Origin of the sequence: Pseudomonas syringae group sp. J309-1 (genome assembly GCF_032582135.1) — a bacterium.
GTDB classification, from domain to species: Bacteria; Pseudomonadota; Gammaproteobacteria; order Pseudomonadales; family Pseudomonadaceae; genus Aquipseudomonas; species Aquipseudomonas quasicaspiana.
This window is the reverse complement of record NZ_JAWHNU010000094.1, coordinates 1-14,454: the sequence shown is the minus strand read 5'-3', so window position 1 is coordinate 14,454 and position 14,454 is coordinate 1. Positions and strand designations below refer to the sequence as shown.

Genomic DNA, 14,454 nt, shown 5'->3' with positions numbered 1-14,454 from the left:
CGGTCAAATATCCAAAGAAAAAACCAACGGAGCTTAACTGACAGGCATTAGGGCTTGCCCGCGATGAACGATGACGCGATATGTCTGGTTGCACCGAGGTGTTTGTATCGCGGGCAAGCCCGGCTCCCACATTACCAAGACATTGGGCTTACAACCGCGCCAAATCCGGCAAGTCTCCACTCAACCCCAGCGCCTGGCGCACAAAGGTCGCCTTGGCTTCCGGCATCTGATTAACCATTTTCAGCCCTGTATTGCGCAGCCAGCGCAGCGGCAACTGGTCGGCCTGAAACAGCCGCTCGAAACCTTCCATAGCGGCCATCAGCGCCAGATTGTGAGGCATGCGTCGCCGCTCGAAGCGGCTCAGCACGCGCACATCAGCCAATCGCTCGCCACGCTCATTGGCATGCAACAACACTTCAGCCAGTACCGCCGCGTCAAGGAAGCCCAGATTCACCCCTTGCCCGGCCAGCGGGTGGATGGTGTGGGCGGCATCGCCGATCAAGGCCAGACCTTCAGCGACATAACGCTTGGCGTGGCGCTGACGCAGTGGCACGCACACCCGAGGGTCGACGGCCAGCACAGGACCCAAACGGCCTTCGAAGGCCTGTTCAAGCTCGCGACAGAACGCATCATCGTCCAGAGCCGTCAACCGCTCGGCTTCTTTTGGGGTGACTGACCAGACAATGGAGCACCAATGCTCGCCTTCACGCTGCAACGGCAGGAACGCCAGTGGGCCATTGTCGGTAAAACGCTGCCAGGCCGTTTTGCGATGCGGGTTGCTGGTACGCACGCTGGTCACGATAGCGTGATGCTGGTAATCCCATTCCCGGGTTTGAGTACCGGTCAGACGCCGAACCGCAGAGTTGGCACCGTCAGCGGCAATGACCAGCGGCGCACGCAGCAGACGACCGTCAGCCAGTGTCAGCAGCCAGTCATCCCCGGAGCGCCGCATTTGCTCCAGTCGCGCGTTGGCCAGCAGGCCGATATCGCAGTCGTGCAGACGGTCCAGCAGGGCGTCCTGAACAACGCGGTTTTCCACGATATGCCCGAGCACGTCGGCGTGGACGCTGGCTGCCGAGAAGTGAATCTGCCCCGTGCCGCTGCCATCCCAGACCTGCATTTCGCCGTAAGGGCTGGTGCGCCGACTGGCGATGCCTTCCCACGCGCCCAGGCGCTGCAGAATCCGTTGGCTGGCCGCGGACAACGCGCTGACCCGGGGTTCGAACATCGCCTGAGCGTCAAATGGCTTGACGCTCAGCGGACCGCCATCGACCACGATAACGTTCAAGCCGCTGCCCTGTAGAGCCAGTGCCAAAGCGCTGCCGACCATTCCGGCCCCGACAATCAGGAGATCTGCGCGGATTTCCATGCTTTAAATCGTTCCCGCTGATGGCGTAAGCCGGTGAGTGATAAAACGTAAATCAAACATTGGGACGAGTCCCCAGGCCCATGGCCTGACGCGCGAACCAGCGCTTGGCCGGAGGCAACAGATCAAGGCCCAGCAAACCGATGTTACGACCCGCTGCGATAAGAGGCTCATTACTGCCAAACAGGCGCGTGACCTGATCGGAAAATCCGACCGTGAGCTGTTGATCCAGTCGCTGCTGCTCGCGATACAGCTGCAACGTTGGCAGGTCACCCGGCAGCGTATCGCTGGCCAGTAGCGTCTGCGCCAATGCGTGTGCATCCCGCAGCGACAGATTGAAACCCTGACCGGCAATCGGGTGCAGGCTGTGCGCAGCGTTACCCAGTACGACCAGATGTGAGCGGACTTGTTCTTCCGCTTCGATGAGGTTCAGCGGATACACATGCCGCACCCCGACCTGTTGCAGCGTGCCGAGGCGATAGCCGAACACGCTCTGCAGTTCGTTGAGAAAACTGCGGTCGTCCAGTTCGAGCAAGCGTTGAGTATCCGAACCCTTACGCGTCCAGACCAGCGCACAACGGTTTTCCGGCAGCGGCAACAGCGCCATTGGCCCTTCATCGGTGAAGCGTTCGAACGCCTGACCGCAATGGGCTTCGCTCGGCGTGATGTTGGCGATCAGTGCGCTCTGATTGTAAGGGCGCTGACGAACTCCGATACCCAGTTGTTCGCGCAGGCTCGAACGGCCACCGTCGGCGAGAACCGCCAGATCACATTCCAGTTCGGTTTCGTCGTCAAGCAACAGGCGATAGCCATCCGGCAACGCCTGCATGTGTTTGACTTCGGCCGGGACGCGCCAACTGACCACGTCTTTGTCCAGGCCCTGCCAAAGGCATTGGCCCAGCCAGGCGTTTTCCACCACATAACCCAGCGCGGGAACACCTTCTTCCATCGCCGACAGGCGCGCAGACCCGAATCGACCACGGTCAGACACTTGAATCTGCAGGATCGGCTCGGCGCGGCGGGCGATGGCTTGCCACAGGCCAAGGCGCTCGTAGATTTGTCGAGCACCGAAGGACAACGCCGAAGAACGGGCGTCGTAGCTCGGCTGATAAGTGTCACCAGGGGCGAACTGTTCGATCAACACGATCTTCCAGCCGCGCTCTTTCGCACCGGCCTGTAAAGCCATCGCGAGGCTGGCACCGACCAGGCCGCCGCCAACGATTGCCAGATTGAAACGGCTCATGCAGCAAATTCCGGTTGATTGCGGGCTGCGGCCATCAATGCCTCGATTTCCGTGACGGTTTTGGGTACGTCACCTGTAAGAATTTCACAGCCTTTTTTGGTCACCACGACGTCATCCTCGATTCTTATACCGATACCGCGCCATTTCTTCGCAACCTGCTGATTGTCAGGGGCGACATAGATACCCGGCTCGACCGTCAGGGTCATGCCGACTTCCAGTACCCGCCATTCGCCGCCGACCTTGTAGTCGCCGACGTCATGTACATCCATCCCCAGCCAATGCCCTGCGCGGTGCATGTAAAAAGCCTTGTAGGCTTCGTTGGCGATCAGCTCATCCACATCGCCCTGCAACAAGCCCAGTTCCACCAGACCTTCGGTAATGACCTGGACAGTTGCTTCGTGTGCCTGATTCCAGTGTTTATCCGGGCCAATAGCCGCAAACGCAGCTTCCTGAGATTTGAGCACCAGCTCATAAATTGCTTTCTGCTCAGGAGAAAACTTGCCGCTGACCGGGAAGGTCCGGGAGATATCGCTGGCGTAACAGTCAATCTCGCAACCCGCGTCGATCATCACCAGATCGCCATCCTTGAGCAGCGCATCGTTTTCCTGGTAGTGCAGGATGCAGGCGTTGCGGCCCGAAGCAACGATAGAGCCGTAGGCAGGCATCTTCGCGCCGCCTTTACGGAATTCATAATCCAGCTCGGCTTCGAGGCTGAACTCATGCAACCCGGGGCGACAGGCTTGCATCGCACGAACGTGAGCGCGGGCGGAAATCCTTGCGGCTTCGCGCATCACTTTGATTTCCGCCGCCGATTTATACAGGCGCATGTCGTGGAGCAGGTGATCCAGGGCAACGAATTCGTTTGGCGGCTGAGCGCCCAGATGGGCTTTGGAGCGGATCGCATTGATCCACTCCATCAGGTGCCGATCAAACTCCGCGTTGCTGCCCATGGCCGAGTAAACCCGGTCACGGCCTTCGATGAGGCCGGGAAGGATATCGTCGATATCGTTGATCGGAAACGCGTCGTCAGCGCCGAAGTCGCGGATGGCTCCTTCCTGCCCGGCGCGTAGCCCGTCCCACAGTTCACGCTGAGGATTGCGCTCGCGACAGAACAGCACGTACTCGCCATGTTCACGGCCGGGTATCAACACCACCACCGCTTCAGGTTCCGGGAAGCCGCTCAGATACTGGAAGTCGCTGTCCTGACGATACACATGTTCGACGTCGCGATTACGTATCGCCACGGCGGCAGCGGGCAGAATGGCGATGCTGTTGGGTTCCATCTGCGCCATCAAAGCCTTGCGTCGACGAGCGTATTCCGACTTCGGGATGTGGATCATAGGCAAGCAGGTTCCCTTTTTAAGCGCCGCGACCATCGTCCGGATGGGCAATGGTCGCGAAAGCGGCGATGAAGGATCAATGCAACGAAGGTTTTGGCTCGGCAGGCTTAGTGGCTTTGTTCAGCTCGGTAAACAACAGCAGCGGCGCGACGCGCAGGTATTCCATGACCTCCATGTAATCGCTTTCGCCGTCGTCTGACTCTTCCAGCGCGTCCTGCACCTGAGCGATGGCCGCCAGATCTTGCAACACTTCCATGGCTTCAGCGCTCAAGGCAGTGTCTCCGGCAGTCAGACCAAAACCGGTGAGGAAGCCCTGACACCACTGGCCCAGCGCGATGGCGCGTTGGGCAAGCGGCTCGTCGTCACTCGGGAGCAGCAAAACAACGGTCATGTCGTCACTGGTGAGTTCGCCTTTGACCATTTCCTGCAAGCCGATGAGGGCCTGACGAACATTGTCTTCAGGCACGGACTCAAGCAGCTCTGCCGCGTCGTTCAACCAGTCACCGGAATCGAAGCCGGAACCGGCGCAACTGCGGCCCAGCAACAAGCCGTGCAGTTCAGCGGGAGAGACAGGATGACCGCTGCTGCTGAGCAGGGTGGCGAATGCTTTGTACGGGGAATTCTGAATGGGCATGGGTAGCTAGTCGCCAATCGGCTCAGTGTCTAGAATGAAGGCTTGTATCCTAGACTATCCGGGCCACAAGATCATCTACACGGCCGTAGGCGGCGCTTCAGAGGCCGTGGCGTAAAGCCAGCTCCTGTGCCACTCATCAGAAAGTATTCAGTGGGAACCAATGGAAGACACCGACCTGCAAGCGCTGATGGCCCGACTGGAATTACTGATCACTCGAGTCGAGCAACTAAAACGCCAAAACGGACTCCTATTAGCTCAGGAAAAGTCGTGGCGCGAAGAACGCGCTCATTTGATTGAAAAAAACGAAATCGCCCGGCAGAAGGTCGAGACAATGATTTCGCGCCTCAAGGCCCTGGAGCAAGACTCATGAGCAATGGCAACAGCGTCACCGTACAGATCCTCGACAAAGAATATTCGATCATCTGCCCTCAGGAAGAGCGCACCAATCTGGTCAGCGCCGCGCGTTATCTGGATGGCAAGATGCGTGAAATCCGTAGCAGCGGCAAAGTAATCGGTGCCGACCGGATCGCTGTGATGGCCGCGTTGAACATTACTCACGATTTGCTGCATAAGCAGGATTTGCCCGACCTGCAGGCCAGTGGCTCAACTCGCGAACAGGTCCGCGACCTGCTGGATCGCGTTGATCTGGTGCTTGCCACAGACTCCGATTTGCCTCCGGATGCGCCTCGGGGCTGAAATTCTTCACAAGTTTCGGTATACTTGCGCCGCTCCCTGGAGTGCTTGCCAGTCGGTCATGTCCCTGAGCCGATACGCACAACCACGGGGGTTGCACGTTGGGGTTGGTGTGCATGTCCGCTCGACGGAAAGCCTTAAAACCTCCTGCAATCTCCACCTTGAACTTTCGGGTTCAAGGGCTACACCGACAGCGGTTCGTCGGGGAGTCTCAATTCCGAGTGTTGCCGGTTTCATTCGACAACACTGTCCACGAGGTCGTCGCCCTGGCGTCCTCGATCCTGGTTCAACCGTGATGGATCAGTCTGCATGTCCCGCCGCCCATGACCAGTGACGCACCGCTCACACGCCAGCAATTGCGCCGACAATTACGTCAGGCTCGCCGCGCCTTGAGCGCCAGCGAACAGCGTTTAGCGGCACGCGGTATTTATCGCCAACTGGCTCAGCATCCCCTGTTTCGTCGCGCCCGGCACATCTCGCTTTACCTGCCCATGGATGGCGAAATTGATCCGCGGCTATTACTGCGCGCCGCACAGAAACGCGGCAAAGCCACTTACCTTCCTGTGCTCAGCGCCTGGCCTAGAACCAAGATGGTGTTCCAGCGGGTCAAGCCTGGGGAGAAACTCAAACCCAACCGCTTCCGCATTCCAGAGCCGCGTATCAATCAGGCGAAACAGCGCAAAATCTGGGCGCTGGATTTGATCCTGATGCCGTTGGTAGGTTTTGATGATGAAGGCGGGCGCCTGGGTATGGGCGGCGGCTTCTACGATCGAAGTCTGGCGTATCGCTCACGCATGAAAGCCTGGCAAAAGCCTGTATTGCTTGGGCTTGCCCATGAGTGTCAGAAGGTTGAGCGTCTGGCGCAAGCCAGTTGGGATGTGCCGCTGGATGGCACAGTGTCGGATAAGCGCTGGTATCTGGTTTGAGATCCGGGCTTTCGAACTGTAGGAGCGCGCTTGCCCGCGATAGCGTCAGGTCAGGCAATGAATATTTTGTTTGGAAATACGCATCGCGGGCAAGCGCGCTACTACGGGAATCACTGCAAGTTAGTGCCGCGAAGGATACTTCTGCTGCTGTTGAGTGATCTCGACCGGTGCATCAGTCTTGCTGGCCCATAAACTTTGCGCATAACCCGTAGTGACGACACCCAAGCCGAACAAAATAACCAAAATCCAAAGTAAATCCGGCTTGCGTTTCATTGACTGCCCTCCTTAGGCAAATCAATACGATGTCAGCATCGGTTTTTTGTAGGCCGTGCAGCAGCGTGGAGCTTAAAATCCCGGCATTTTGCGACAACACGTGCTCACACGCAAACGTTGACGCCAGCCGACTGTCGGTTTGTCATAAAACTGTCTGACAACTTGTCCGCGGCACATTTCAGGAGCAACAAATATGGCCTACTGGCTGATGAAATCAGAGCCCGATGAGCTCTCTATCACTGACCTTAAAAAGCTTGGCACCGCGCGCTGGGACGGTGTTCGCAACTATCAGGCGCGTAATTTTCTACGTGACATGGCGGTTGGCGACGAATTTTTCTTTTACCACTCCAGTTGCCCGGAGCCCGGTATTGCCGGGATTGCGCGCATCACCCAGGCAGCGTATCCGGATCCGACTGCGCTGGATCCGAAGAGTCACTATTTCGATGCCAAGGCCACTGCTGACAAAAATCAGTGGAGCGCAGTCGATGTGGCTTTCGTTGAAGCCTTCCCGAATGTGCTCAGCCTGGGTTATTTGAAGCAGCAAAGCGCGCTGGAGGAGTTACCACTGGTGCAGAAGGGCACTCGCCTGTCCGTCATGCCAGTGACCGCCGAACAGTGGGCGGCGATCCTGGCATTGCGTTAACCGTTACTGAACGATGAAGTTGTTGAACAATAAATCTTCAACGATCGGCTTGCCTTCTTCGTCATTCATGACTTGCTGAACCTGCTTGAGCGCTTCCTGACGCAGCTTCTCTTTAGCTTCGGCACTGGTCATGGTGTCGACGGTCTGCTGAGTAAACAGCGCCACCAACTGGTTGCGGATCAACGGATCATTACGCTTTACCGCAGCCTGTGCTTCCGGACCGGTCACTCGCAGAGCGATATCGGCCTTGAAGACGCGTAGCTTCGGGCCGCCATCCAGTGCGTAATTGCCCACGAAAGGTGGTGTCAGGGATACATAGGCAACCTTGGGCGCCTCACCTTCTTTGGCCGCTTCTTCATTCGCCAGCGCCATGGTTGGCAACGACAAGGCCAACAACATCAAGATCCACGCTTTCACAGTCCACTCCTTTATCCGGTTTGCCGCCTAGCTTACTTGAGCTTATGCATGAGTATCAGGGCGGATCATGCTCATTGACCCGAAAATCTACATACCTGAACGTATCGGCCACAAATCCAAAAGGAATAGTCTGATGAAAGCCTTGCTGTGCAAAGCGTTCGGCCCCGCCGAAACCCTCGTCCTTGAAGACATCGCCAGCCCGCAAATCAAGAAGAACGAAATCCTGCTGGATGTGCATGCCGCCGGGGTCAACTTTCCCGATACGTTGATCATCGAAGGCAAGTACCAATTCAAACCGCCATTTCCCTTTTCCCCAGGTGGAGAGGCGGCAGGTGTTGTCGCTGCGGTTGGAGAAAAAGTCAGCCATCTCAAAGTCGGCGACCGAGTGATGGCTCTCACCGGCTGGGGCAGCTTTGCCGAGCAAGTCGCCGTACCCGCATACAACGTATTACCCATGCCGCCCGCCATGGACTTCAATACCGCCGCTGCTTTCAGCATGACCTACGGCACCTCCATGCACGCGCTTAAACAACGCGCCAACCTGCAAGCCGGCGAAACCTTGCTAGTGCTCGGGGCTTCGGGGGGCGTCGGTCTGGCCGCTGTTGAAATCGGCAAAGCCATGGGCGCCCACGTTATCGCCGCGGCCAGCTCTGCGGAAAAGCTCGCCGTTGCCAAACAGGCTGGCGCAGACGAGCTGATCAACTACGGCGAAGCGAACCTCAAAGAAGAAATCAAACGCCTCACCAGCGGCAACGGCGTCGACGTCATCTACGACCCCGTCGGCGGTGACCTCTTCGATCAGGCCATCCGCTCCATCGCCTGGAACGGCCGCCTGCTGGTCGTAGGCTTCGCCAGCGGCCGCATTCCCGAACTGCCGGTCAACCTCGCACTGTTGAAAGGTGCTGCCGTGATCGGCGTGTTCTGGGGATCATTTGCGCAACGTCAGCCGGAAGATAACGTCGCGAACTTTCAGCAATTGTTTGGTTGGTATGCGCAGGGCAAGTTGAAGCCGTTGGTATCGAAGGTTTATCCGCTGGAAGAGGCGGGGCTGGCGATTAATTCGTTGGGGGAGAGGCGGGCAGTTGGGAAGGTGGTTGTTGGTATTAGGTGAAACGATTCTGCTTGGTAATTTAGCGGCATGTTCGTAAAGCAACACGCGACGCTCCATGTTTCCTGCAAATTCTTGCGTAATAAGCAGTGCTTTTTTCTGTAATGAAAATGTAATATTCGCTTTCGCGCAGAAAAATAAAAAATGGAGTGTCTCGATGTTTGGTTTCTTCCGTCCCGCCGCACATCAGGCGCCCCTGCCTGAAGAAAAGGTCGACAGTACCTACCGACGTCTACGCTGGCAGATTTTCGCAGGCATCTTTATCGGTTACGCCGGTTACTACCTGCTTCGTAAAAACTTCTCGTTGGCGATGCCTTATCTGATCGATGAGGGTTATACCCGTGGACAGCTGGGTGTGGCGATGTCGGCCATTGCAATTGCCTACGGCTTGTCCAAGTTCCTGATGGGCATCGTTTCCGACCGTTCCAACCCTCGATATTTCCTGCCTTTCGGTTTGCTGGTGTCGGCGGGCGTGATGTTCATATTCGGCTTCGCGCCCTGGGCGACGTCCAGCGTGACGATCATGTTCATTCTGTTGTTCATCAACGGCTGGGCGCAGGGCATGGGCTGGCCGCCAAGCGGACGGACCATGGTGCACTGGTGGTCGCAGAAAGAGCGCGGCGGTGTGGTGTCGGTGTGGAACGTGGCGCACAACGTGGGGGGTGGTCTGATTGGTCCGCTGTTCCTGTTGGGCCTGGGCTGGACCAACGACTGGCACGCAGCATTCTATGTGCCTGCCGCGGTGGCGTTGCTGGTTGCAGTGTTTGCATTCGCGACCATGCGTGACACTCCGCAATCGGTTGGTTTGCCACCCATCGAGCATTACAAGAACGACTATCCGGAAGGCTACGATGCCAGCCACGAAGAAGAATTTTCGGCCAAGGAAATCTTCGTCAAGTACGTGCTGCGCAACAAAATGCTGTGGTACATCGCCTTGGCTAACGTGTTCGTTTATCTGCTGCGCTATGGCGTGCTGGACTGGGCGCCGACCTACCTGAAAGAAGCCAAGCACTTTACGGTCGACAAGACTTCCTGGGCTTACTTCCTTTATGAGTGGGCGGGTATTCCGGGCACGCTGCTGTGCGGCTGGATGTCGGACAAGATCTTCAAAGGCAACCGCGGCCTGACGGGCGTGGTGTTCATGGTTCTGGTGACCGTTGCGACACTGGTCTACTGGCTGAATCCGCCGGGTAATCCGACCGTCGATATGATCGCGCTGGTCTCCATCGGCTTCCTGATCTACGGCCCGGTCATGTTGATCGGCTTGCAGGCACTTGAGTTGGTACCAAAAAAAGCAGCGGGTACAGCGGCAGGCTTTACGGGTCTGTTCGGTTACCTGGGTGGCTCGGTCGCCGCCAGTGCAGCAATGGGCTACACCGTTGACCACTTCGGTTGGGATGGCGGGTTTGTCTTGCTGATCGGTGCTTGCGTGCTGTCTATCGTCTTCTTGCTGCCGACGTTGTGGCATAAGCAGGTAGCGAGTACGAGTCGCTAGGGCGACGGCTGGATATCGCCCGCAGGATCCACAGAATGTAGTGGAACCTGTGGGAGCCGGGCTTGCCCGCGATAGAGGCGACGCGATCTAAAGTGAACCGCGTCCAGCCTTATCGCGGGCCAAGCCCAGCTCCCACATTCCCCACGGCAGGTTCAGTGTTTGTCACACCCCCTGCTCCTCAACCCAGCACCGCTTCAACCGGGCCTCCAGATTCAGATCCGGCATGGCGTGAATGCGCAGTGCATTGGCGGTTTGTTCGACGTAGTCGCGCGTGGTGCCGTAGCGGCCGCTAGCGCTGGCCAGCACCTTGCTGAGTACGCTGTCCGGCAAATTGCCAGCGTAACTGGGTAGATGTCGCTCCAGCACAAATCCGAGCGCTTGAACCCGTCGGCCGTCAGCAAGGCGGCAACTGAGCCAATGTGGGCGATAGGAAGGGAAGGGCATTTCTCGCTGCCACAGGGCAAGCAGCGATTCTTCAAGATTGTCTTCCGGCAAGCGGTAAGCAAAGCCGCTGCATGAGCCGCCGCGATCCAGGCCAAACACCAGGCCGGGCATTTCCGGTGTTCCCCGATGCTCGTGCGACCACAGGTACAAACCGCGATGGTAACCATGAATACGCCCGCGTTGGCGCTCCACAGCTGTGCACTCGGGCCGCCAGATTAATGACCCGTATGCGAACAGCCACACGGGTCCACCTTCATGGCGCTGCATGGTTTTTTTCATCGAGAGCATCAATTGCTCGCGGGTCAGCTGCGGACCCAGATCGATAATGGGTGGATACGTCAGCCCCAGACCGTCGTGAACGGCCGCTGACAAGCTGTTGATTTGATTCTCCATTCGGGCTCCCCTGGCCTGTACGCTGCCAGTTGTAGCGGATCTGAGTGAGTGACGCGCTGCAACGCGAGCTTGGATAAATCGATGACGTGAGCCCCGGCTTGATGACCAGGCCGACGGGCGATCACGTTTCACGGCTGAAACAGTTGCATCTATTTAATTAAAAAAACAATGCAATTAGCAATCCATGCAAGTTAACCCCTAACGGATTTGCGGAATCTTCCCGATGAACGACGTGTAATGGTCACGTTTAATTTAAGGAGGATTCCTACATGACATTGGGATCATTCCGCTTACAGAGTCAACCACTCGAGTCGTATAACGCCCAGCCTCAAAGTCATAAGCAGTACATCCGGCCATGAAAGTAGATGCGGTTATAAAGGTGATGTGGCTTTTAGCGCTGGGCGCTGGGGCCCTGCAAGCAAAGGCTGATGTACAGGCAGAGTCGGACAGGGAAGGTTTTTGGGTCGTGCAGACCAGTGTGTACACGAGGCATTTCTCGTCCTCGCCGGAGCATAACAACCGCCAAAACCTTATCGGACTTGAGCACAACGAGGCATCAGGGCTGGTCTATGGCGGCGCCACTTTTCGCAACTCATTCGCGCAGCGTTCCGTTTACGGCTATGTGGGTAAGCGCTTCAACAGCAGCCGGTTTCCCGCGGTGTACCTGAAAGTCACGGGTGGGCTGTTGCATGGCTATCGGGGCGAATACCGAGACAAGATTCCGCTGAATCACTACGGCATAGCGCCTGTAATTATTCCCGGAGTGGGAGTCAATCTGGGGCCTGTCGTCGCGGAAGCCGTCCTGTTGGGGGCTTCCGCTGCGATGCTTAACGTAGGGTTTCGTTTTTGACGGCGTCCTGATCAGGGCCGTGGCGCGTAGGCGAAGACGTCAGCACGCATTTGATGTGCGTCCATTCCGGCGCTGACCAGTGCATCGAGGGTGGCGTAGATCATGGCCGGAGAGCCGCTGGCGTAGACGTGTACTGCCGAGAGGTCGTCAATGTCTTCGCAGACGGCTTCATGGAGCATGCCGCAGCGTCCTTCCCAGCCACACAGGTCGCTGACCACTTTGTGCAGAAACAGATTGGGCAGCTTCTTCCACTCTTCCCAATGCTTGATCTCGTAGAAGTCATCCGGACGACGCGCGCCCCAGTACAGGTGCACCGGGTGAGCGAAGCCTTTGGCGCGGCAGTGTTCGATCAGGCTGTGCATCTGCGCCATGCCGGTACCGGCGGCGATCAATACCAGCGGGCCATCAGGCAGATCGGCCAGGTGCGTGTCACCAAATGGCAGTTCGATGCGAGCCATCTGATCTCGTTGCAGTTGTTCGATCAGGCTTTGTGCGCTGGCTTCGCGGACCAGTACATGCATTTCCAGATCGCGACCGCTGTGGGGGGCGGACGCCAGAGAGAACGCCGATTTCTCGCCGCTGTCCTTGTGGATCATCAAGTACTGACCGGCGTGATAACGCGGTGGCTTGCCAGCCGGGGCGCGCAAGCCTACCCGCCAGACATCGCCACCGACTTCAACACACTCGCTTAACTGGCAGGCGAATGTGCGAACGGGCAGCTCACCGAGAGCGAGCACGCCGTCCCATAGCACTTCGCAGTCTTCCAGCGGTTCTGCGAGGCAGGTATAGATCTCGCCGTGGGTCAGCTCGTCGTCGGACTGTTTCACGCGGCCCTGGACCAGCAGCGCCGAGCACACATGGCAGTTGCCGTTGCGACAGCTTTGCGGGCATTCGTAACCCAAACGTTGCGCGGCATCGAGAATCCGCTCACCGGGCAAGGTTTCCAGCACTGCACCCGAAGGCTGCAAAGTCACGCGCATCAATCTATTCCCAACTGATTCCAGATTTCGTCGACCCGGCGAGTGGTGGCTTCGTCTTTGACGATCACTCGACCCCACTCACGTGTGGTTTCGCCTGGCCATTTATGCGTTGCATCCAGCCCCATTTTCGAACCCAGTCCGGAAACCGGTGAGGCGAAATCCAGATAATCAATCGGCGTGTTTTCGATCATTACCGTGTCGCGCTTGGGGTCCATGCGCGTGGTAATGGCCCAGATCACGTCGTTCCAGTCCCGAGCATTGATATCGTCGTCGGTGACGATAACGAACTTGGTGTACATGAACTGTCGCAAAAACGACCACACGCCGAGCATTACGCGCTTTGCGTGGCCAGGGTACTGCTTCTTCATGGTCACCACCGCCATACGGTACGAGCAGCCTTCGGGCGGCAAATAGAAGTCGGTGATTTCCGGGAACTGCTTTTGGAGGATCGGCACGAACACTTCGTTCAATGCAACGCCAAGAATCGCCGGCTCATCAGGTGGACGGCCGGTGTAAGTGCTGTGATAAATCGGCTTGATGCGGTGGGTGATGCGCTCTACGGTGAACACCGGGAAGCTGTCGACTTCGTTGTAATAGCCGGTGTGGTCGCCGTACGGGCCTTCATCGGCCATCTCGCCGGGATGAATCACGCCTTCCAGAACGATTTCCGCGCTGGCGGGCACTTGCAGGTTATTGCCACGGCACTTGATCAGCTCTGTGCGATTGCCCCGCAGCAAGCCTGCGAAGGCATATTCGGAGAGGCTGTCCGGCACCGGCGTCACAGCGCCGAGAATCGTCGCCGGATCTGCACCCAGCGCAACGGACACCGGGAATGGCTCGCCAGGATGCTTGAGACACCATTCCTTGAAGTCCAGCGCGCCGCCACGATGGCTCAACCAGCGCATGATGACTTTGTTGCGGCCGATGACCTGTTGGCGATAAATGCCCAGGTTCTGCCGTTCTTTATTCGGGCCGCGAGTCACGGTCAGGCCCCAGGTGATCAGCGGGCCAACGTCGCCAGGCCAGCAGGTCTGAACGGGTAGCATGCCCAGATCCACATCGTCGCCTTCAATGACGATCTCCTGGCAAGGGGCGTCTTTGACGACCTTGGGGGCCATGGAGATGACTTTTTTGAAGATCGGCAGCTTGGACCAAGCGTCTTTCAAACCCTTGGGAGGCTCGGGCTCTTTGAGGAATGCCAGCAGTTTGCCGATCTCCCGCAGTTCGCTGACTTCTTCAGCGCCCATGCCCATGGCGACGCGTTCTGGCGTGCCGAACAGGTTGCCCAGCACCGGAATATCAAAGCCCACCGGCTTTTCGAACAGCAGAGCGGGGCCCTTGGCGCGCAAGGTCCGATCGCAGATTTCGGTCATTTCCAACACTGGGGAAATGGGCATCTGAATGCGTTTCAACTCTCCGCGCTGCTCAAGCTGCTGCACGAAATCCCGTAGATCCTTGAATTTCATTAACCCGGCCACCGATAAAATAGGTTCGTATCGTACCTGCTCTTAGAGTTCGTGGCAGCTTTGAAGTATCGGGATTGGGTCGCTAATACCAATTCTGGTAATGCATTCCTGTGGGAGCGGGGGGGGGGCGCGCGGGTGGGGGGGGCGGTCGGAACGTTTAAAAACCAGGCAGGGCCGCAACCG

General features: G+C 57.7%; 16 protein-coding genes and 1 other RNA gene. 8 read left to right on the top strand and 9 right to left on the bottom strand.

Annotation, left to right across the window (positions count from 1 at the left end):
• Positions 1-148 precede the first annotated feature (148 nt).
• From RX972_RS28215 to RX972_RS28200, 4 genes are all read right to left on the bottom strand, one after another.
• The gene (locus RX972_RS28215; protein WP_161628618.1) at positions 149-1,363 is read right to left on the bottom strand and encodes a 2-octaprenyl-3-methyl-6-methoxy-1,4-benzoquinol hydroxylase; all 1,215 of its coding nucleotides are present in this window, start codon (positions 1,361-1,363) and stop codon (positions 149-151) included.
• Positions 1,364-1,421: 58 nt separating this feature from the next.
• Entirely contained in the window at positions 1,422-2,609 is a 1,188-nt protein-coding gene (ubiH, locus tag RX972_RS28210; RefSeq protein ID WP_099268366.1) for a 2-octaprenyl-6-methoxyphenyl hydroxylase, read from the bottom strand.
• Positions 2,606-3,949, bottom strand: coding sequence for a Xaa-Pro aminopeptidase (pepP, locus tag RX972_RS28205; RefSeq protein ID WP_027902402.1), 1,344 nt, complete (start codon positions 3,947-3,949; stop codon positions 2,606-2,608). The genes ubiH and pepP overlap by 4 nt, the downstream gene beginning before the upstream one ends.
• 76 nt (positions 3,950-4,025) lie before the next feature.
• Entirely contained in the window at positions 4,026-4,583 is a 558-nt protein-coding gene (locus RX972_RS28200) for a YecA family protein (protein ID WP_316880505.1), read from the bottom strand.
• A gap of 160 nt (positions 4,584-4,743) precedes the next feature.
• Between RX972_RS28200 and RX972_RS28195 the strand changes: the two genes are divergently transcribed.
• The 4 genes from RX972_RS28195 to RX972_RS28180 all read left to right on the top strand — a co-directional run bounded on the left by RX972_RS28195 (position 4,744) and on the right by RX972_RS28180 (position 6,202).
• On the top strand, positions 4,744-4,953 hold the full coding sequence (locus RX972_RS28195) for a TIGR02449 family protein (protein ID WP_027902404.1): 210 nt from the start codon (positions 4,744-4,746) through the stop codon (positions 4,951-4,953).
• The gene (locus tag RX972_RS28190; RefSeq protein WP_027902405.1) at positions 4,950-5,279 is read left to right on the top strand and encodes a cell division protein ZapA; all 330 of its coding nucleotides are present in this window, start codon (positions 4,950-4,952) and stop codon (positions 5,277-5,279) included. The genes RX972_RS28195 and RX972_RS28190 overlap by 4 nt, the downstream gene beginning before the upstream one ends.
• A 30-nt stretch (positions 5,280-5,309) precedes the next feature.
• Positions 5,310-5,488, top strand: a non-coding RNA gene (ssrS, locus tag RX972_RS28185) — 6S RNA.
• 111 nt (positions 5,489-5,599) lie between these two features.
• A complete protein-coding gene (locus RX972_RS28180) occupies positions 5,600-6,202 on the top strand; it encodes a 5-formyltetrahydrofolate cyclo-ligase (protein WP_316880501.1) in 603 nt (200 codons plus the stop codon).
• Between the two features lie 120 nt (positions 6,203-6,322).
• On the opposite strand, the gene RX972_RS28175 is transcribed toward RX972_RS28180, so the two are convergent.
• Positions 6,323-6,475, bottom strand: coding sequence for a hypothetical protein (locus RX972_RS28175; protein ID WP_049826714.1), 153 nt, complete (start codon positions 6,473-6,475; stop codon positions 6,323-6,325).
• 193 nt (positions 6,476-6,668) lie between these two features.
• Between RX972_RS28175 and RX972_RS28170 the strand changes: the two genes are divergently transcribed.
• Positions 6,669-7,118, top strand: coding sequence for an EVE domain-containing protein (locus tag RX972_RS28170; protein WP_316880499.1), 450 nt, complete (start codon positions 6,669-6,671; stop codon positions 7,116-7,118).
• Positions 7,119-7,121: 3 nt separating this feature from the next.
• Here the strand turns inward: RX972_RS28170 and RX972_RS28165 are convergent, their stop codons facing one another.
• A complete protein-coding gene (locus tag RX972_RS28165) occupies positions 7,122-7,535 on the bottom strand; it encodes a flagellar basal body-associated protein FliL (protein WP_027898174.1) in 414 nt (137 codons plus the stop codon).
• Between the two features lie 133 nt (positions 7,536-7,668).
• Here RX972_RS28165 and RX972_RS28160 point away from each other — a divergent pair, with 133 nt between their 5' ends.
• On the top strand, positions 7,669-8,646 hold the full coding sequence (locus RX972_RS28160) for an NADPH:quinone oxidoreductase family protein (RefSeq protein ID WP_316880497.1): 978 nt from the start codon (positions 7,669-7,671) through the stop codon (positions 8,644-8,646).
• A 154-nt stretch (positions 8,647-8,800) separates the two neighbouring features.
• Positions 8,801-10,138 (top strand): glycerol-3-phosphate transporter, encoded by a 1,338-nt coding sequence (gene glpT, locus RX972_RS28155; RefSeq protein ID WP_231675385.1) that lies wholly within the window; start codon positions 8,801-8,803, stop codon positions 10,136-10,138.
• Between the two features lie 162 nt (positions 10,139-10,300).
• On the opposite strand, the gene RX972_RS28150 is transcribed toward glpT, so the two are convergent.
• Entirely contained in the window at positions 10,301-10,975 is a 675-nt protein-coding gene (locus RX972_RS28150; protein WP_316880493.1) for a gamma-glutamylcyclotransferase, read from the bottom strand.
• 355 nt (positions 10,976-11,330) lie between these two features.
• On the opposite strand from RX972_RS28150, the gene RX972_RS28145 reads away from it, so the two are divergent.
• A complete protein-coding gene (locus tag RX972_RS28145) occupies positions 11,331-11,825 on the top strand; it encodes a sn-glycerol-3-phosphate transporter (RefSeq protein WP_410478269.1) in 495 nt (164 codons plus the stop codon).
• A gap of 11 nt (positions 11,826-11,836) precedes the next feature.
• Here RX972_RS28145 and RX972_RS28140 read toward each other — a convergent pair whose 3' ends face one another.
• Complete coding sequence (locus tag RX972_RS28140) at positions 11,837-12,805, bottom strand: CDP-6-deoxy-delta-3,4-glucoseen reductase (protein ID WP_316880491.1); 969 nt, start codon at positions 12,803-12,805, stop codon at positions 11,837-11,839.
• A complete protein-coding gene (gene ubiD / locus RX972_RS28135; protein WP_027898623.1) occupies positions 12,805-14,271 on the bottom strand; it encodes a 4-hydroxy-3-polyprenylbenzoate decarboxylase in 1,467 nt (488 codons plus the stop codon). Before ubiD ends, RX972_RS28140 begins: the two co-directional genes overlap by 1 nt.
• Positions 14,272-14,454 lie beyond the last annotated feature (183 nt).